Consider the following 17,011-nt stretch of genomic DNA (forward strand, 5'->3'; position numbering starts at 1 on the left):
GCACCGCTTCCTCTAGTCACCGGCCAACCGCCGCCACCCCGCCGCGCACCCGCGCGGCACGACTCGAGGATGCGCCATGCCCCGCCGTACCCAGCGCCGCCGCGCGCTGTCGCAGAACTTCCTGCACGACCAATCCGTGATCGCCGAAGTGATCGGCACGCTGCACCCGCCGCCTGGGACGCTCGTCGTCGACCTGGGCGCGGGTGCCGGCGCGCTGACGAGACGGCTCGCGCGCACCAACCGCGTGCTCGCGGTCGAGCTCGACCCGCGCTGGGCCGACCACCTGCGCACCCACGCCAGGGCGTGGGGCGACGTCACCGTGCAGCGCGCTGACGCGCTCACCGTCGGCTTCCCGCGCGAGCGCTTCCACCTCGTCTCCAACGCGCCGTACCACGTCGGCACCCAGCTCGTGCGCCGTGTGCTCACTGACGCGCACGGCCTCGAACGCGGCGTGTTCGTCCTTCAGCTCGAGACCGCCCGCCGGCTCGCCGGTGACGGCCGCTTCGCCGCCACCTGGGCGCCGTGGTTCGAGCTGCGCGTGCACGGCCGCATCCCACCGCGCGCGTTCCGGCCCGCGCCCAGCGTCGACTCGGCGGTGCTGACCGTCGTCCCGCGCCCCGTCCCGCTGCTCTCGCCGGCGGCGTTCGCGGACTATGACGCGTTCCTGGCCCGCGTCTTCAACGGCCGGGGGAACACGCTGGCCCAGCGGGTGGGAGACGCGCGCGCACTCAAGCGGGCGGCGATCCCCCGCGACGCCACGCCCGGCAGCGTCCCGCCGGAGGCCTTCGCGCGCCTCTATGGCGCATGATCAGGCCGCCGGCGGCTAGAGCGAGTTCACCCACTGTGGGCCGGCGAGGCGTAGTGTGCCCACGTGGGTACCAGGACGCTCACCGGCCTCGCGTGTGTCGTACTGTTGGCGCCCGGCTGCGGCGGTTCCGAGAAGAAGCAGCCGCCCGCACCCGCGCCGCGGACGTCGGCGACCGTCTCACAAACGCTCGACAAGATCCTCGCCAAAGAGCTGGAGACCAGCGCCGTGCCCGGGATCTCGGCCGCGATCGTGTTCCCGGACGGCCACGAGTGGACGGGTGCCGTCGGCGTCGCGGTCGTCGAGCCGCGGCAGCCGATGACGCCCCAGACCGCGATGGTCTTCGACAGCGTGACCAAGGTGGCGACCGCGTCGCTCGCGCTCAAGCTCGCCGAGGAGGGCAAGCTGCGCCTCGATGACCCGATCGTGGATTCCTACCGCGCCTGGAAGGGCGACCCGAAGGCCACGCTACGCGACCTGCTCGGGCACACGTCAGGCGCGCGGGAGCCTCCCGGTTCGTTCGTGGACGCGATCCTCGAGCACCCGAAACGAGCCGTCACCCCCCGCCAGGCGGCGGCCGCCTCGGCCGAGCCCGGGCCGCGCACCGACGACGCCCAGTACTCCAACGCGGGCTTCCTGATCGCCGGCCTGATCCTCGAGAAAGCCGCGGGAGAACCGCTGGGCAAGGCCATGCGCGAGCTGATCTTCGATCACCCCGGAGGTGACGGGCTCGTGCTGCAGCCGACGGAGGCGACGCACCCGCCACGCGCGCACCAGTACTGGCACCCGCGTGGCGGCGCCGACGCCGACGATGCCAGCGACGGCGGCGCGATCATGCCGTTCCGCGCCTGGTCGAACTTCGCATGGTCGGCCGGGTCGCTCGCCGGCGACGTCCCGAACCTCGCCCGCTGGGGCCACGAGTTGCTCGGCGGTCGCGTGCTGGCGCCTGCGTCCCTAAAGCAGATGACCCGCTTCCACGCCTTCCACCCGTGGACCGGCTACGGGCTCGGGCTCGGTCGCGACGACTCATCCGGTCTCGAGATGTGGGGCCATTCGGGTGACGGCCTCGGCAGCCACACGGAGCTCTGGCATGCCCCGCAAAAGAACCTGACGGTGGCGTTCAGCTGGAACGACGACGACTTCGACAGCGACCCGGTGTTCATGCGCGCCCTGGTTCGCGCGGCCCTCTCCTAGGTGCCCCACCGCTCCCGCAGGCGGGGCAGGACGTCGCGGGTGAAGCCGTCGAGGAAGTTCGGCCTGCCCGTCGCGGCGCTGCTGGTGATCCCGTTCGGGGCCGACGGTCAGTTGCTCGCGGCCGGCGGGTCCGACGCGGGCGCGCTGATCGGCCTCGCGCTCGTCCCGGGCCTGATCGCGCTGCTGCTGTACTACCACGGGTTGCGTGCTGCACCCGCCACCGCGGCGACGATCGCCGAGTTGAGCTTCCCGCTGACGGCGCTGATCGTCAACGCGATCGCGTTCGGCGACCGGCTCTCCGGCACCCAGCTCGCGGGCGCGGCGCTGCTGGCCGCGACCGTCGCCTCGTTCGGCATCGCCAGCCGCCGCGGCCCGCAGGCGATCGGCGTGCGCGCGCGTCCACTGCCGGCCACCGGGCTCGCCGGGAGCTGAAACGGGTGCTGGAGCCGTTCGCGGCGCTGCTCGGACGCGGCCGGGTCGGGGCGTTCGGGTGCTACGACACGGCGATGGCGGTGGGCGTGCTGCGGGCGCTCGATGCGCGCGGCGGCGTGATCCTCGTCCCAGCGGCGACGCTGCGGTCGGAGCCGGTCGTGGCGGGGTTGCGGGCGGTCGCCGAGACGGCGCGGGTCCCGGTCTGCCTGCAGGCCGACCACGTGCACGACCTCGAGACGATCGAGCGGGCGTGCCGGTGGGGCGTGCAGGCCGTGATGGCGGACGGCTCGCCGCTGGATTTCGAGGACAACGTCGCCTTCGTCCGCGAGGCCGCCGCGATCGCCCGCCGCCACGGCGTCGCGGTCGAGGGCGAGCTCGGGCGCCTGCCGGGCGGGGCGGACGCCGACGCGCCGATCGGCGCTGGGCTCGCCACCGACCCCGAGCAGGCCGCGGAGTTCGTCGCCCGCACCGGCGTCGACTGTCTCGCGATCGCGCTCGGCAACGTGCACGGCGCGCTCCTGCCGGCGCCTCGGGACCTGGACTGGGGCCGTCTGGAGGCGATCCGGCGGGCGGTCGGCGTGCCGCTCGCGCTGCACGGCGGCACGGGTCTGGCGCCGGAGGTCGTCGCCCGAGCGGTGCGCGGCGGGATCGCGAAGGTCAACTTCAACACGGGCCTGCGGCGCGCGTATCTGGCGGCCACGGCGGCCGCGCTGCCGGTCGCGGAGCCCGCGGCCGACCTCGTCGCGCTGCACGCCCGGCAAGCGGATGCGGTCGAGGCCGCGGCACGGGAGGCACTGGTCGGGATCGCCCTCGCGGGCAACTCCGACCTCGTTGGTAGGCTTTAGCGGCGATGATCTTCACCACCAAGGCCGAGTACGGGGTGCGACTGCTGATCCAGCTCGGACGCCACGGCAACGGACATCCGGTCTCCCTCAAGGCGATCGCCGAGGCAGAGAACCTGCCGCTGGCGTACTGCGAGCGGATCGCGGCGCTGCTCAAGAAGGCCGACCTGGTGACCTCCACGCGCGGCGCGCACGGCGGCTACGTGCTCGCGCGCCCGGCGGAGGAGATCACGATGGACCAGGCGGTGCTCGCGCTCGAGGGCGCGATCGCGCCGATGGACTGCTTCCTCGACGACCATGACGGGCGCGTGCAGTGCTCGCACCTGGGCGAGGCCGCGGGGACCTGCTCGACCAAGCTGCTGTGGACGCGCGTCCAGATGGGCGTCATCCGTTCGCTGCAGCGCACGACGCTCGCTGAGCTCGTCGAGTTCGAGGCGGGCGTCGTCGAGCCTGCGGCCGCTACGACTTCTTCCTAGAACAGAGACCAAGGACACATGGGCGAGCTCCAGATCAAGAACCTCCACGTCAGCGCCGGCGAGAAGCAGATCCTCAAGGGGGTCGACCTGCATGTGCGCGCGGGCGAATTCCACGCGCTGATGGGGCCCAACGGCTCCGGCAAGTCCACGCTGGCCAACGCGATCATGGGTCACCCGAACCTCGAGGTGACCGAAGGCCAGATCATCTTCGACGGCACCGACATCACCGAGGCCGCCCCGGACGACCGCGCCCGCGCCGGCCTGTTCATGGCCTTCCAGTACCCGGTCGCGATCCCGGGCGTGACCGTCGCCAAGTACCTGCGCATGGTCATCAACGCCCACCGCGAGGGTCGCGGCGAGGATGCCATCTCGCTCAAGGACTTCCGCAAGACCGTCGAGGCCGCGATGGCGCTGACGAAGGTCCCGAAGGAGTTCTCGAGCCGCTACCTCAACGACGGGTTCTCCGGCGGCGAGAAGAAGCGCATGGAGATCCTGCAGCTCGCGCTGACCAAGCCGAAGCTCGCCGTCCTCGACGAGACCGACTCGGGCCTGGACATCGACGCGCTCAACACGGTCGCCGCGGGCGTGAACACGGTCTCCGAGGGGACCGACATGGGCGTGCTGATCATCACCCACTACCAGCGCATCCTGCACATCATCCAGCCGCAGTTCGTGCACATCATGTTCGAGGGCCGGATCGTCAAGGAAGGCGGCCCCGAGCTCGTCACCGTGCTCGAGGAGAAGGGCTACGGCTGGATCCGCGACGAGGTCGCAGCGGCGGCCTAGCGCATGTCCCTCGCGATCCCCACCTCCTCCGAGTTCCCGACCCTCTCCCGCGAGGGTCTGGTCTACCTCGACACCGCTGCGACCTCGCAGACCGTGCGCCCCGCGCTGGAGGCGATGGATCGCTACTACGAGACCTACCGCGCCTCGATCCACCGCGGCATCTACGACATCGCGTCGGAAGCCACGGACGCCTATGAGGCGGCGCGCGACAAGGTCGCGGGCTTCACGAACTCCACGCCGGGCGAGACGATCTTCACCAAGAACGTGACCGAGGCGATCAACCTCGTCGCGTACACGTGGGGCCGCGCCAACGTGGGGGCCGACGATCTCGTCGTCACCACGCAGATGGAGCACCACTCGAACATCGTGCCGTGGCAGATCCTCGGGTCGCGGCTGGCCTACGTGCCGGTCACCGACGAGGGCCTGCTGGACCTCGACGCGCTCGACGCGCTGCTGGCGCAGGGTCCGAAGCTCGTCGCCGTGGGCCACATCTCCAACGTGCTCGGGACGATCAACCCGATCGCCGAGATCGTCGCGCGCGCCCACGCCGCCGGCGCGCTGGTGCTGGTCGACGGCGCCCAGGCGGTCCCGTCGATGCCGGTCGACGTGCGCGAGCTCGGCGCCGACTTCTACGCCTGGACCGGCCACAAGGCCTACGGGCCGACGGGCATCGGCGTCCTGCACGGGCGCCGCGAGCTGCTGGAGACGATGCCGCCGTTCCTCGGCGGCGGGCACATGATCGCCCGCGTGGGCGAGTTCGAGTCCACCTGGGCCGAGCCGCCCGCCAAGTTCGAGGCGGGGACGATGCCGATCGCCGAGGCGATCGGGCTCGGCGCCGCCGTCGACTGGCTGACCGAGGTCGGGATGGACGCGGTGCGCGAGCACGGCCGTGACGTCACGGCGTACGCGCTCGAACGGCTCAGTGAGGTCGAGGGTCTCTCGATCCACGGCACGACCGACACGGACCGGCGCGGCTCGCTGGTCAGCTTCGCGATCGAGGGCATCCACCCGCACGACGTGGCCGAGATCCTCGGCCGCGGCGGCGTGTGCGTGCGCGCGGGGCACCACTGCGCGCAGCCGCTGATGCGCCGCCTCGGCTCACCCGCCTCGACGCGCGCATCGGTCGCGATCCACAACACGACCGAGGACATCGACGCGCTGATCGCGGGTCTCGGCAAGGTGCAGGAGGTGTTCGCCTAAGTCATGGACGATCTGTATCGCGAGAACATCCTGGAGCACTACAAGCGCCCGCGGAACTGGGGCGAAATGGATGATCCGGACCTCGAGTTCTTCGACACCAACCCCTTGTGCGGGGACGAGCTGAAGGTCCAACTCAAGGTCTCAGACGACGGCAAGGTCGCCGAGGTCCGCTTCTCCGGCCACGGCTGCGCGATCTCGCAGGCGTCGGCGTCGATGGCGTCCGAGGAGCTGGTCGGGATGCCGGTCGAGGACCTGCTGAAGCTCGAGCGCGACTTCGTGCTCGACCTGCTCGGGATCGAGATCTCCGCCACCCGGCTGAAGTGCGCGATGCTCAGCCTGAAGGTCATCAAGTCCGCCAGCCTCGGCCACCAGGCCAGCTGGGCGGCCGCGGAGACTGCCGCCTAGTACGCGCGAACGAGCGCGTCGAGGGTCTCGACCGCGCGCTCGTCCGCCTTGCTGCGCAGGGCGTCCTTCGCCCCTTCGACGGCCTCACCGAAGCTGTCGAACGGGCCGGACTCGTTGACCTTCCCGACTTCGGTGTCGAAGAGGTCGATGGCCCATTTCCCGAGGCCCAGGTCGGTGAGCTCGAGCCACAGCCGCCCGCTCAGCACCGCTTTCACGGGGCCGCGCTCGCCGCGCATGATCGAGGCGTCGCCGACCATCCAGCGACCCTCCGGAGGAGGATCGAGCACGGGCGCCGGCGCCCGCTCGCCGAGCAGCTTGGTGCGCTCGAGCATCGTCGCGTGATCGGGGACCGGCGTGCCGTCGCGCTCGGCCTCGACGCGGAACGTCTCCTCCAGCAGCTCCCAGAGCGACATGGTCCGACCGCTGGAGGTCGGCAGGATCCGCTCCGCGCGGATCGCGCGGACGATCTTGTCGCGCGTCGCGTCGAGCCGCTCGCCCGCCGCCAGCGCGTTGAGCGCGCGCTCCCACAGCGGGCCGTCCGGCGCGGCGCCCGGCTCGCGCCCGAGCAGGTAGCGCAGCTCCGCCGCGCGCACGGACGGCTCGTCGCCGAGCTCCTCGAGGGCGCGCTCGTACTCCGCGCGCGCCGCGTCCTCCTCGCCGGCGTTGCGCAGCAGGTTGCCGTACTCCGTCCAGCCCATCGCGTTGTTGGACCGGCCGCGGTCGAGCACGCGCTCCTTCATCGCGACCGCGCCACCGCGGTAGGCCTCACGGGCGCCGGCCTCGTCGTCGAGCCAGCGCAGCGCGTGCCCCAGTTCCTGGTTGGCGATCTTGTTCGGCCGTTCGGCCACCGCCTCGGCGGCCCGGTCGCGCTCGGCTTCGAGTGCGGCCCGGGTGAACGTCCACGCCATCGGCTAGGGCCGCTGGACGTCGATGATGTCCAGGTTCTCCACCTGGCCGCCCGCCTTGATCGCCTTCACGGAGTCGTCCACGCCCTCACGGTAACCGCCCTTGCCCTTCGGGCGGCTCATGATCACCATCGCGTCATAGGGCGCGTCCTCGGTGATCACCTCGTCGATCAGCCGCGCCGCCTCCTGCTGCTTGGGGTCGCCGGAACGCTTCAGGGCGTCCAGGTAGCGCTTGCCGGCGTCCCGCGTGACCCACTCCGACGAGGTCTCGGGCAGCTTCTTGCCGCTGACCTCGCTCCCGAGCCAGAAGCTGCCGAGCTTGGACCGGCCGTTGGAGGTGCCCTTGGCCTCGACGATGATCAGCTTGCCCGTGTTGCGGTCCACGGCGATGATGTCGGGGCCGTGCCCGGCGCGGTTGGCGATCGGGCGGCCGTCGAGCAGGATGTCGACGCCCGGCGTGTTCTCGAGGTGCTTGATCGCGGTCTCCACGCCGAGCGCCTCGCCGAGCGAGCGGTTCCCCCACACGCTCTTGTCCTTGGCCTTGTTCCAGATGGCGGTCGCGTCGGCGTCGGAGAGGACCTTCTCCGAGATGCGCGCGTTGTCGGCCACGACGCGCAGGTCGTTGGCCTTGCCGAGGTCTTTGACGGCGTCGTCGGAGAGCCCGGTCTTCTTCAACGCCGTGTAGGCGCCGTCGGTGGCGGCGTCGAGCGCCTCGTCGGTGAGGCTCTCGGGCACCAGCTTCGGGATCAGCGCCAGCAGCTCCGCCCGGCGGCCGGGGAAGCGCTTGATCAGGTCGCGGACCTTCTTGCCGATCTTCGCCGCGTCGCCGGCGACGGGGACGATCCCGGCGGCCGACCAGGCGGCGTCGCCCCACTTGCCGTGGGAGATCGCGGCCAGCAGGTCGCGGACGTCGCCGACGGCGAACAGCCCGACCAGGACCTGGCCGCTGAAGTACTCGATGCTGGCGCGGACCGGATCGTCCTCGTCCGGGCACTTCCAGAAGTCGCTGTCGCCGCAGATGGCGCCCGCCGCGACGTCGTCGACCCCCGCGTTGTAGGCGGTCGGATCGTCGTCCTTCCCGTCGGTGAGCCCGTCGCCGTCGGAGTCCTTGTCGAACGGGTCGGTGCCCTTGTCGAGCTCGGCGCCGTCGGTGAGGCCGTCGCCGTCGGTGTCGGCCAGGCGCGGGTTGGTTCCGCGCTCGATCTCCTCCTGGTCGTCGATCCCGTCGCCGTCGCTGTCGGCCTCGCGGGGGTTGGTCCCCGCGGCGATCTCCTCGCTGTCGAGGACGCCGTCGCCGTCGGTGTCCGGGTTGGCGGGGTCGCTCCCGTGCTTGGCCTCTTCGCCGTCGGAGACCCCGTCGCCGTCGCTGTCGGCGTTCTTGGGGTCGGTGCCGTTGCGCTGCTCGACGTCGTCGGGGACGCCGTCGCCGTCGGTGTCGCGCGAGGCGGGTGCGGCCTGCGCGTCGCCGCATGCGTCGTCGCCGCCGGTGACCTGGGCGACCGCGCCCTGGAGCGAGCAGCTGAGCTTCCCCGCGAGCCCGACCTGCGTGACCGCGAGGATGATCGCTGCGACGAGCAGCAGGATGCCCATGTACTCGGCGGCGGTCTGGCCACGCTGTTGGCGCACGAAGGGCATCGCGCGGTGAAGCGTCGATGAGCGGTGGCTCGCACGCATGAGCCGCGGGTCCTGTCTTTGCGTCTGGGACCGGTCCTGGGACCTGTTCAGCGCGGGGGACGCGTCGTACGGTGGCGGTCATGCGCGTCGTCTTCGCGGCCATCCTGCTGGTGCTCGGACTCTCGGCCTGCGGCGCCGAGGCGGAGCAACAGGCTGCTGCGCCGCCGAAGCCGGCGATGAGCGCCGACGAGCGCGCGATCCGCGACACGCTCGAGCGCTACGTGGCCGTGACGCGCGCGAACGATCCTCACGGCGTGTGCGCGGTGACGGCCCGCGAGGTGATCGACCAGATCGAGGCCCTGGGCTCCACCTGCGAGAGCTTCGTCGCGGAGCCAACCCGCAAGGGCGGCCCGCACTACTCGATCACGACGACCTCGGTGGTGATCACCGGCGACCGGGCGATGACCCGCGGGAAGGCGGTCGAGAGCGACGGGCCGCGCTCCGGCGACCAGCCGCTGGTGCGCGAGAACGGCCGCTGGCTGCTCACCACCAAGGCGGGCTGAACCGCGACGCCCGTTTTGGGCGCCGCGGCTCGACGTGCGTCTAGCGCCCGCCGCGGTGCTGCTTGTGCATCACCCGCGGTTGCGGCTTCAGCGCAGGGCGGCTCAGCTTGGGCGGCAGCGTCGGACGTTTCTTCGCGGCCGGCCGGCTCTGGCGATTTCGATGCATCGGTCGCTCCTTCAAGACGAAGAGGGAGGCGGTGATACGGCCGAACGCGCTCACCGCGGCAACCAACGCGGGCGGCGACGAGCATGATCGATTGCGGACGACCGGGAGCACGCGGGGCGTGCGGGAGGGGGCGTCTCAGCGGATCGTCATGACGCGCTTGAAGGTACATCGGGGCGGGAGGGATGAGAGTGCGGCTGGCCGTACTTCTGCCGATGTCACATCTCGTCGGGCCGCCCCGTCCACGGGGTATGACTATCGGCGGCGTGAGTGAAACCGATCTGGTCGAGCGTTTCGAGGCGCAGCGACCGCGGCTGGTGCGGCTCGCCTACGGGCAGCTTGGGTCACTGGCCGAGGCCGAGGACGTGGTGCAGGACGCCTGGCTGCGGCTGGAGCGCGTGGATGCGGACGAGATCCGCGACCTGCACGGGTGGCTGACGACCGTCGTCTCGCGGCTGGCGCTGGACGCGCTGCGCTCGGCCCGGGTGCGGCGCGAGGCGTACGTCGGGCCGTGGCTGCCCGAGCCGGTCGTGCAGGAGCCCGGGCCGGAAGGGCGCGCCGAGCGGGCCGAGGACGTGTCGCTCGCGCTGCTCGTCGTGATGGAGAGCTTGAGCGCTTCGGAGCGGATCGCGTTCGTCCTGCACGACGTGTTCGGGTACTCGTTCGACGAGGTCTCGGCGGCCCTGGGGACCTCCTCGGCTTCGGCGCGTCAGCACGCGTCGCGGGCGCGCAAGGCGGTCGAGGCGCGGCGCCCGCGCTTCCCGGCGACGCCCGAGCAGCAGCGCGAGGTGGTGCTCGCGTTCGGCAAGGCCGCAGACGACGGCGACCTCGACACGCTGCTCGAGCTCCTGCACCCGGACGTCGTCTTCACCGCCGACGGCGGCGGGCGTGTGACCGCGGCGCGCAGGCCGATCACGGGCGCCGACCACGTCGCGCGGGTGAGCGCGCTGCTGGCGGCCAGGCGCAACTGGGTGCTCAACCTCGTTGACGTCAACGGCATGCCGGGGTTGTTCGGCGTCGCCCCCGACGGCACCAAGACCGTGATGAGCTTCACGGTCGACGGTGGGCGGATCGTGGCGATCGACGTGCAGCGCAACCCCGAGAAGATGCACGGGGTCACGCGCGACGATGTGACAGATTTGGAGGCGTGAACCCGGGGCCGGAGGAGCGCATCGCGGAGCTCGAGCGCGACCTCTCCGAGGCGCTCGAGCGCCAGTCCGCGGCGGCGCACGTCCTCGAGGTGCTCGGCGGGTCGACGTTCGAGCTCGACCCCGTCTTCGAGACGGTGCTCCAGCAGGCGGTGCGGCTCTGCCGCGCGGACGCCGGCCTGATCTACGTGCTCGACGGCGACGTCTATCGCGTCGAGACGACGCTGGGCGCTTCGCAGGCGTACCGCGAGTACATCACCGGCGTGCCGCTCGCCGCCGGGTCGGGGGGCGTCGTCGACCTCGTCCAGGCCGAGCGCCGCACCGTCCAGTTCAAGGACGCCGCCTCCGACCCGCGCTACACGATGTCGCGCGCGCTCGAGCTCGGCGGCTTCCACACGATGCTCGGCGTGCCGATGCTGGCCGAGGACCGCGTGCTGGGCGTGATCGTGCTCTGGCGCAAGGAGATCGCGCCGTTCGACGATCGCACGATCGCGCTGGTCGAGGGCTTCGCGACGCAGGGCGTGATCGCGATCCAGAACGTGATGACCGCGCGGGCGCTGGAGATCGCCTCTGGGCACAAGTCCGAGTTCCTCGCGTCGATGTCGCACGAGCTGCGGACGCCGTTGAACGCGGTCATCGGGTTCTCCGACGTGCTGCTGGAGCGGATGTTCGGGGAGCTCAACGAGCGCCAGGAGGAGTACGTCCGCGACATCCGCGACTCCGGCCAGCACCTGCTCGAGCTGATCAACGAGATCCTCGACCTGTCCAAGGTCGAGGCGGGGAGGATGGAGCTCGAGCCCGCGCTGCTGTCGCTGCCGGCGCTGCTGGATCAGGGCCTGGCGCTGGTGCGCGAGCGGGCGGCGCGGCAGCGGTTGACGGTGGCGTTGACCGTCGCTTCCGAAGTGGGCGAGGTGTGGGCGGACGAGATCAAGCTCAAGCAGGTCGTCGTGAATCTGGTGACGAACGCGGTCAAGTTCACGCCGGTGGGTGGGTCGGTGGCGGTCGACGCGCGGGTGGTGGGCGAGGAGGCGATCGTGACCGTGCGCGACACGGGGATCGGGATCGCTTCGGAGGACCAGGAGCGGATCTTCGAGGCCTTCCAGCGTGGCGACCGGCGGGCGTCGACGGAGGGCACGGGGCTGGGGCTCACCTTGTCGCGGCGGTTCGTCGAGCTGCACGGCGGGCGGATGTGGGTGGAGAGCGCGGTGGGTCTGGGCAGCACGTTCGGCTTCGCGATCCCGGTGGGTGCGCGGTGAGCGACCCTGGCAACCCGCACGCGAGGGCCCACACGCACGGCCCAGGGACCCACGAAGCGTGGGCTGCCCTATGAGCGTCGTGCTGATCGTCGAGGACAACGAGCGCAACCTGAAGCTCGTGCGTGACGTGCTCGGGCATGCCGGCTTCATGTGCCTGGAGGCGCGTGACGCGGAGTCGGGGATCGAGCTCGCGCGCGCTCAGCGGCCCGACGTCGTGCTGATGGACATCAACCTGCCGGGGATGACGGGGTTCGAGGCGCTGGCGGCGCTGCGCGCGGACGCTTTGACGGCCTCGATCCCGGTGCTCGCCGTGACCGCGTACGCGATGAAGGACGACCGTGCGCGGATCCTGGCCGCGGGCTTCGACGGCTACCTCGAGAAGCCGGTGGACGTGCGGGCGCTGCCCGGGCAGGTCGAGGCGCTGATCGCCCGGTGATCCTCGTCGTCGACGACCTGCAGCAGAACGTGCGGCTGCTGCGTGCCGTGCTGGAGCCGCGTGGGTATGCGATCGCCGAGGCGTCGTCGGGCCCTGCGGCGTTGTCGCGGCTCGCGGAGGGCGACATCGACCTCGTCCTGCTCGACGTGATGATGCCGCTGATGGACGGCTACGAGGTCTGCCGGCGGATCCGGGCGGACCCCGCGACCGCCTTCCTGCCCGTCGTGATGATCACGGCGTCGGGGGAGGCGGAGAAGCGGCGCGGGCTCGACGCGGGCGCCGACGACTTCGTCGCCAAGCCGTTCGACCAGGCGGAACTGCTCGCCCGCGTGCGCTCGCTGCTGCGGGTCAAGGCCTACCACGACGAGATCGAGGCGTTCAACCGCGGGCTGCGGCGCTTCCTGCCCGCGCAGGTGGTCGAGCTGGTCAAGGGCGACCCGGCGGTGCTCGACGTCCACCGGCGCGAGATCGCTGTGGTGGCGTGCGCGTTGGCGGGGTTCGCGGCGTTCGCCGAGGGCGCCGAACCCGAGGACGTCATGGCGGTCCTGAACTCCTATCACGCCGCTTTGGGCGAGCTCGTGGATGAGGCCGAGGCGACGCTGGTGCGTTTGAGCGGCGACGAGCTCACGATCGTCTTCAACGACCCGCTCCCGTGCCCGGACCCGGCGGGTGCCTCCGTCCGCCTCGCGGTCGCGCTGCGCGACCGCGTCTGGGAGCTCGCCGAAGGCTGGAACCGCCTCGGCTTCGACCTCCAACTCGCCGCGGGCATCGCCCTCGGCCACGCGACGATCGGCCGCATCGGCTTCGAGCACCGCTGGGAGTACGCCCCCGTCGGCACCGTCCCGACCCTCGCCTCCCGCCTCTGCGAGTCCGCCGCCCCGGGCCAGATCCTCATCAGCCGCCGCGTCTTCGCCGCCACCGAGCCCCTCGCGATCACCCAACCGGCCGGCGACCTCGCCCTCCGCGGCCTCGCCAAGCCCACACCCACCTGGGACCTCCTCGGCCTCGAAACCTAAAGGGACTGTCCCTTTATCTTCGACCCGCCCCGCGAGCACGGTCGTGGGGCTCGGACCGAACCTAAAGGGACTGTCCCTTTAGGTTCAGCCGCCTCCGCCGCAGCCTCCGCCGCCGCACCCACCGCCGCCTCCGCAGCCGCTGTGGCCGCCGCCGCAACCGCTGTGCCCGCCGCCGTGGTGGCCGCTGCCGCCGTCGCCGCCGGCCGCGTAGCCGCCCGCAGACGCGGAGCCGCCGGCGGCGCGGCGGCGCCGGCGGCGCTCCGCGGCTTGGGCGGTGATCGTGTCGCGCATGCGGTGCAGGTCGGTGGAGGACCAGGCGTAGCCGTGGGCGAGGCCCGCGTCCTGGTCGGCGGTGAAGAGGGTCATCGGGAGGTCGTGGGCGTCGACGACCGCGAGCGTCTCGGTGAGGATCGAGTCCATCGAGACCGAGAGGGTCGAGTCCGGGTTGTGGTGCAGGTAGCCGCCGAAGGCGCGCTCGCAGAAGTACGTGTACTGGCGGGTCATCAGGATCATCTCGTGCCACGCCTCGTCGACGGCGCGGGAGGGCATCCCGATCAGCTCGCCGTCGGCGTAGAGGCAGGCGAGGTACCAGCCGCGCAGGCCGTCGAGGGCGACGTCGGCGGCGCGCTCGTCCCCGAGCTCTTCGACGAGCTTCACACGCAGGGCGGGCGGGAACTCGTAGGTCTCGATGAACCGGCGCCGTCCCTTGCGGCGCATCCTGTCCGTGATGGTCGTCATGGGGCGGATGGTCGGGCCACGCCGCGCCCACGGGTAGCCGCCCTAGGTGGCGGATTCCCCACCTGCGCGATCGAGCCGCTCGGCGATCGTCTCGATCTCGTCCTGGAGCGAAGCGAGCCGTTCACCTGCTGTCGTGTCGTCCGCGAGCACCCGCCCGCGCACCGTCTCCAACTCGAGCAGGATGCGCTCCGTGTCGGCGTCGAACCCCGCCAGCGCGGTCTGCATCTTGCGCTGCACGGCGAGATGCTGCGCGAGCGCGGCGACGAGCTTCGCCTTGCCCGGGTCGTGCCCCGCCCGGACGTCGGCGAGCCGCCGCTCCACCCGCTCCGGCGGCGTGTCGGCGAGCGCCTCGCGCAGGAGCGCGGCCCGCACGGCCGCGTGCTCGAACGCCGCCACCAGCTCCACCGCCTGCCCCGCCAGCTCCGGCGCCGCCGCGCGAATGCCCCGCTCGCAGCGCCGGGCGGCGTCGAGCAGGAGCGGGGACGGCCGCGACCCACCCGCCGCGGCGATCGCCGCCACCCCCAGCGCGGCGCCGCTCTCGTAGCGCGCCAAAGGGTCCTTGGCCATCGCGCGGGCGATCACAGAATCGAACGCGGAGCCGACGGTCGGCGGCGGCTCGGACAGGTGCGCCCACAGCTTGCGCTCGGTGCCCTCGAGCGGGAACGGGACCGCGCCCGTGAGCGTGTAGTAGAGGACGCAGCCGAGCGAGTAGAGGTCCGAGGCCGGCCCATCGCCCTCGCCGCGGATGCGCTCGGGCGCGACGTAGTCGAGCGTGCCGACGAGGTTGCCCGTGCGCGTCTGGCCCGTGGTCTCGTCCAGCGCCTTCACGAGGCCGAAGTCGGTCAGGTAGGCATGGTCGCCCGCGGCGATCAGGACGTTGGCGGGCTTGACGTCGCGATGCACGAGCCGGCGGGCATGGGCGGCATCCAGCGCGGCGCCGATCTGCGCGACGATGTGCGCCGCCCGCATCGGATCGAGCGGCGCGGCCGAGCGCAGGTCGGCGCCGTCGACGAACCGCATCGCGAGATACAGCAGCCCGTCCTCCTCACCCGCCTTGAACACCGGCAGGACGTTCGGGTGATCGATCGACGCCGCCAGCCGCGACTCGGCGATGAACCGCTCGCGAAACCCCGGCTCACCGGCCCGTTCGGGCGCCACGAGCTTCAACGCGACGGTGCGCCCGAGCGACTCCTCGACCGCCTCATAGACCACGCCCATCCCGCCCCGGCCGACGAGCCGCAGGATGCGGTGCCCCGCGACAACGGACCCGACCTCGATCAACGGCCACCTACCGCGCGAGCAGCCGCCGCCGCGCCGACGCGCTCGGCCTCGGCGGAGAACGCCTCCTCCATCCGCGGGATGGTCCCGGACGTCGCGCGGTCCAGCAGCGAGTTGTCGAGCAGGCCGCGGACCGCCATCAGCCCGCGCAGGAACGGCGGGTGGACGACCGAGCGCGAGCGCTTCTCGATCGACGTCACCGTGCGCGCGATCGCCGGCTCCAAGGGCCAGGTCTTCGCGATCGGGTTCGGCAGCTTGGCCTTCGTCGCCCCGAAGATCGGCGAGTCCTCACCCGCCGCGACCATCGGCGTCGCCAGGAAGAGGTAGTAGCCGACGCTGACCGTGACCCCGTGCGGCCGCAGCTCCACCCGCATCGACCGGCCGAGCGCCTCGACCCCCGCCTTCGAGGCCGAGTACGCGCCCAACCCCGCCGCGGGGAGGACCGCGGCGGCGGAAGCGACGAGCAGCATGTGACCGCGCCGGGCGAGCACGTGGGGCATCGCCGCGCGGGCGGTGCGCCAGACGCCGAGGAGGTTGACGTCGATCGTCTCCTCGACGGTCTCAGGCGCGACCAGCCGCAGGGGCCCGCCGCTGGCGATCCCCGCGTTGGCGACCGCCACGTCGATCCCGCCGAGGCGGCGGGCGAGGTTGTCGATCGCCGCGGTCAGCGCCTCGGCGTCGCGCACGTCGGCGACCGCCGTCTCCGCCCCCGGGACGATGCCGTCGAGGCCGTCGGCGTCGATGTCGATCAGCCCGAGGCGCATGCCCCGGGCAGAGAGCTGGCGGGCGAGTTCGGCGCCGATGCCGGACGCGCCGCCGGTGATGAGCGCAACGCGCCCGTCGAGATTCCAGGCCATCGTCGCGGAACGCTAAACGGTCGGGTACGGTTCTCGCGGAACATGAGCCTGCCAGGAGACGAGAATCCGAACCCGCAGTGGCAGCGCCCGAAAGGCGGGTGGGAGCAGCCGCAGTGGCAGTCCGGCTCGCCCCTGGGCGACGATGCGGAGGCGCCGGCCGAGCAGCCGGAGCAGCAGTGGCAACACGCGCCCCAATGGCAACAGGCGCCGCAGTCGCAGCAGCCGCCGGGCGCGGGACCCGTCCCCGGCTGGGTCGCGCCGCCGCGCACGCCCGGCCAGGCCTATGCGGCGCTGATCCTCGGCATCGTCGGGCTGGTCGTCTGCCCGCTGCTTCCCTCGATCGCGGCGCTCATCCTCGGCTATCAGGCCAAGGGCGAGATCGACGGCGCCGGCGGGCAACTCGGCGGCCGCGGCATCGCGATCGCCGGCATCGTGCTCGGCTGGGCCGCGGTGGTCGTCTACGGACTGCTCACGGTCCTGATCATCATCGGCGCGTCGGCGTCCTGATCAGGTGACGATCGCGCCGCGGTGCGCGAGCGCGTAGATCCACGCGAGCGCCCCGACGACCACCACCAGCGCCACCGGCGGCACCCGGGGCCGCCACCGCGTGAGCAACACGACCAACCCCGCGACGATCAGCAGCGCCGCGACGACCACCCACACGGCGTTGTAACGCGTGAACCCGAAGTCACCCCGCGCGGCCAGCGCGAAGGCCCGCGTGGCGCCGCACAGCGGGCACGGCAGCCCGGTCAGCTCACGGAACGGGCAGAACAGCCCCGTGTCCCCGTCGGCGGGCACGATCGCCCCCGCGACGAACGGCGCGCAACCCAGTCCCAGCAGCGTCCAGCCGTCGCGCATCGCACCTGAGTCTGCCATGGACGAATGACGGGTGGCACG

Annotated in this window: 21 protein-coding genes; 14 read left to right on the forward strand and 7 right to left on the reverse strand. The window is 72.1% G+C overall.

Going from position 1 to position 17,011, the window contains the following annotated elements; all coding sequences use genetic code 11:
• The first annotated feature begins 76 nt into the window (after positions 1–76).
• The 8 genes from OM076_RS19280 to OM076_RS19315 all read left to right on the forward strand — a co-directional run bounded on the left by OM076_RS19280 (position 77) and on the right by OM076_RS19315 (position 6,140).
• Positions 77–808, forward strand: a complete 732-nt coding sequence (locus OM076_RS19280; protein WP_270041680.1) for a ribosomal RNA small subunit methyltransferase A — start codon at positions 77–79, stop codon at positions 806–808.
• Between the two features lie 63 nt (positions 809–871).
• The gene (locus OM076_RS19285) at positions 872–1,999 is read left to right on the forward strand and encodes a serine hydrolase domain-containing protein (RefSeq protein WP_270041681.1); all 1,128 of its coding nucleotides are present in this window, start codon (positions 872–874) and stop codon (positions 1,997–1,999) included.
• Between the two features lie 39 nt (positions 2,000–2,038).
• Positions 2,039–2,431: an EamA family transporter gene (locus tag OM076_RS19290; RefSeq protein WP_270041682.1), complete on the forward strand. Its 393-nt coding sequence runs from the start codon at positions 2,039–2,041 to the stop codon at positions 2,429–2,431.
• Positions 2,432–2,436: 5 nt separating this feature from the next.
• Positions 2,437–3,276 carry a class II fructose-bisphosphate aldolase gene (locus OM076_RS19295; protein ID WP_270041683.1) on the forward strand — a complete coding sequence of 280 codons (840 nt, stop codon included), beginning with the start codon at positions 2,437–2,439 and terminating at the stop codon, positions 3,274–3,276.
• Positions 3,277–3,281: 5 nt separating this feature from the next.
• A complete protein-coding gene (locus tag OM076_RS19300; protein ID WP_270041684.1) occupies positions 3,282–3,749 on the forward strand; it encodes an RrF2 family transcriptional regulator in 468 nt (155 codons plus the stop codon).
• A gap of 18 nt (positions 3,750–3,767) precedes the next feature.
• Entirely contained in the window at positions 3,768–4,535 is a 768-nt protein-coding gene (gene sufC / locus OM076_RS19305) for a Fe-S cluster assembly ATPase SufC (protein WP_270041685.1), read from the forward strand.
• Between the two features lie 3 nt (positions 4,536–4,538).
• Positions 4,539–5,735, forward strand: a complete 1,197-nt coding sequence (locus OM076_RS19310; protein ID WP_270041686.1) for a SufS family cysteine desulfurase — start codon at positions 4,539–4,541, stop codon at positions 5,733–5,735.
• Between the two features lie 3 nt (positions 5,736–5,738).
• Positions 5,739–6,140, forward strand: coding sequence for an iron-sulfur cluster assembly scaffold protein (locus tag OM076_RS19315; protein ID WP_270041687.1), 402 nt, complete (start codon positions 5,739–5,741; stop codon positions 6,138–6,140).
• Here OM076_RS19315 and OM076_RS19320 read toward each other — a convergent pair.
• Positions 6,137–7,048 (reverse strand): tetratricopeptide repeat protein, encoded by a 912-nt coding sequence (locus OM076_RS19320; RefSeq protein ID WP_270041688.1) that lies wholly within the window; start codon positions 7,046–7,048, stop codon positions 6,137–6,139. The genes OM076_RS19315 and OM076_RS19320 overlap by 4 nt on opposite strands.
• A gap of 3 nt (positions 7,049–7,051) precedes the next feature.
• Positions 7,052–8,680: a hypothetical protein gene (locus OM076_RS19325; RefSeq protein WP_270041689.1), complete on the reverse strand. Its 1,629-nt coding sequence runs from the start codon at positions 8,678–8,680 to the stop codon at positions 7,052–7,054.
• A gap of 119 nt (positions 8,681–8,799) precedes the next feature.
• Here OM076_RS19325 and OM076_RS19330 point away from each other — a divergent pair, with 119 nt between their 5' ends.
• A complete protein-coding gene (locus OM076_RS19330) occupies positions 8,800–9,222 on the forward strand; it encodes a Cif family virulence factor (RefSeq protein WP_270041690.1) in 423 nt (140 codons plus the stop codon).
• Positions 9,223–9,262: 40 nt separating this feature from the next.
• Here the strand turns inward: OM076_RS19330 and OM076_RS19335 are convergent, their stop codons facing one another.
• Positions 9,263–9,442, reverse strand: coding sequence for a hypothetical protein (locus OM076_RS19335; protein ID WP_270041691.1), 180 nt, complete (start codon positions 9,440–9,442; stop codon positions 9,263–9,265).
• A gap of 194 nt (positions 9,443–9,636) precedes the next feature.
• On the opposite strand from OM076_RS19335, the gene sigJ reads away from it, so the two are divergent.
• From sigJ to OM076_RS46200, 4 genes are all read left to right on the forward strand, one after another.
• Complete coding sequence (gene sigJ / locus OM076_RS19340) at positions 9,637–10,536, forward strand: RNA polymerase sigma factor SigJ (RefSeq protein ID WP_372518058.1); 900 nt, start codon at positions 9,637–9,639, stop codon at positions 10,534–10,536.
• On the forward strand, positions 10,533–11,789 hold the full coding sequence (locus tag OM076_RS46195; RefSeq protein ID WP_270041693.1) for a GAF domain-containing sensor histidine kinase: 1,257 nt from the start codon (positions 10,533–10,535) through the stop codon (positions 11,787–11,789). Before sigJ ends, OM076_RS46195 begins: the two co-directional genes overlap by 4 nt.
• 70 nt (positions 11,790–11,859) lie before the next feature.
• Positions 11,860–12,225 (forward strand): response regulator, encoded by a 366-nt coding sequence (locus OM076_RS19350; RefSeq protein ID WP_270041694.1) that lies wholly within the window; start codon positions 11,860–11,862, stop codon positions 12,223–12,225.
• Positions 12,222–13,241 (forward strand): response regulator, encoded by a 1,020-nt coding sequence (locus tag OM076_RS46200; protein ID WP_270041695.1) that lies wholly within the window; start codon positions 12,222–12,224, stop codon positions 13,239–13,241. The genes OM076_RS19350 and OM076_RS46200 overlap by 4 nt, the downstream gene beginning before the upstream one ends.
• A gap of 84 nt (positions 13,242–13,325) precedes the next feature.
• Here the strand turns inward: OM076_RS46200 and OM076_RS19360 are convergent, their stop codons facing one another.
• Genes OM076_RS19360 through OM076_RS19370 form a run of 3 tightly spaced genes read right to left on the reverse strand, consistent with a single transcriptional unit; the run spans position 13,326 to position 16,114 of the window.
• Positions 13,326–13,979, reverse strand: coding sequence for a UCP032817 domain-containing protein (locus tag OM076_RS19360; protein ID WP_270041696.1), 654 nt, complete (start codon positions 13,977–13,979; stop codon positions 13,326–13,328).
• Between the two features lie 42 nt (positions 13,980–14,021).
• Positions 14,022–15,260: a serine/threonine-protein kinase gene (locus OM076_RS19365; protein WP_270041697.1), complete on the reverse strand. Its 1,239-nt coding sequence runs from the start codon at positions 15,258–15,260 to the stop codon at positions 14,022–14,024.
• Positions 15,257–16,114 (reverse strand): SDR family NAD(P)-dependent oxidoreductase, encoded by an 858-nt coding sequence (locus OM076_RS19370; protein ID WP_270041698.1) that lies wholly within the window; start codon positions 16,112–16,114, stop codon positions 15,257–15,259. The genes OM076_RS19365 and OM076_RS19370 overlap by 4 nt, the downstream gene beginning before the upstream one ends.
• Before the next feature lie 42 nt (positions 16,115–16,156).
• Between OM076_RS19370 and OM076_RS19375 the strand changes: the two genes are divergently transcribed.
• Positions 16,157–16,621 carry a DUF4190 domain-containing protein gene (locus OM076_RS19375; RefSeq protein ID WP_270041699.1) on the forward strand — a complete coding sequence of 155 codons (465 nt, stop codon included), beginning with the start codon at positions 16,157–16,159 and terminating at the stop codon, positions 16,619–16,621.
• Here the strand turns inward: OM076_RS19375 and OM076_RS19380 are convergent, their stop codons facing one another.
• Positions 16,622–16,990, reverse strand: a complete 369-nt coding sequence (locus OM076_RS19380) for a DUF2752 domain-containing protein (protein ID WP_270041700.1) — start codon at positions 16,988–16,990, stop codon at positions 16,622–16,624.
• Positions 16,991–17,011: the final 21 nt, after the last annotated feature.

It is taken from the genome of Solirubrobacter ginsenosidimutans (genome assembly GCF_027587205.1).

Excerpts from the sequence above, each read along its gene's own strand:
- OM076_RS19280 (WP_270041680.1), top strand. The coding sequence starts at position 77 with ATGCCCCGCCGTACCCAGCGCCGCCGCGCGCTGTCGCAGAACTTCCTG.
- OM076_RS19300 (WP_270041684.1), top strand. The coding sequence starts at position 3,282 with ATGATCTTCACCACCAAGGCCGAGTACGGGGTGCGACTGCTGATCCAG.
- sufC (WP_270041685.1), top strand. The coding sequence starts at position 3,768 with ATGGGCGAGCTCCAGATCAAGAACCTCCACGTCAGCGCCGGCGAGAAG.
- OM076_RS19310 (WP_270041686.1), top strand. The coding sequence starts at position 4,539 with ATGTCCCTCGCGATCCCCACCTCCTCCGAGTTCCCGACCCTCTCCCGC.
- OM076_RS19315 (WP_270041687.1), top strand. The coding sequence starts at position 5,739 with ATGGACGATCTGTATCGCGAGAACATCCTGGAGCACTACAAGCGCCCG.
- OM076_RS19320 (WP_270041688.1), bottom strand. The coding sequence starts at position 7,048 with ATGGCGTGGACGTTCACCCGGGCCGCACTCGAAGCCGAGCGCGACCGG.
- OM076_RS19325 (WP_270041689.1), bottom strand. The coding sequence starts at position 8,680 with ATGCCCTTCGTGCGCCAACAGCGTGGCCAGACCGCCGCCGAGTACATG.
- OM076_RS19330 (WP_270041690.1), top strand. The coding sequence starts at position 8,800 with ATGCGCGTCGTCTTCGCGGCCATCCTGCTGGTGCTCGGACTCTCGGCC.
- sigJ (WP_372518058.1), top strand. The coding sequence starts at position 9,637 with ATGACTATCGGCGGCGTGAGTGAAACCGATCTGGTCGAGCGTTTCGAG.
- OM076_RS19350 (WP_270041694.1), top strand. The coding sequence starts at position 11,860 with ATGAGCGTCGTGCTGATCGTCGAGGACAACGAGCGCAACCTGAAGCTC.
- OM076_RS19360 (WP_270041696.1), bottom strand. The coding sequence starts at position 13,979 with ATGACGACCATCACGGACAGGATGCGCCGCAAGGGACGGCGCCGGTTC.
- OM076_RS19370 (WP_270041698.1), bottom strand. The coding sequence starts at position 16,114 with ATGGCCTGGAATCTCGACGGGCGCGTTGCGCTCATCACCGGCGGCGCG.
- OM076_RS19375 (WP_270041699.1), top strand. The coding sequence starts at position 16,157 with ATGAGCCTGCCAGGAGACGAGAATCCGAACCCGCAGTGGCAGCGCCCG.
- OM076_RS19380 (WP_270041700.1), bottom strand. The coding sequence starts at position 16,990 with ATGGCAGACTCAGGTGCGATGCGCGACGGCTGGACGCTGCTGGGACTG.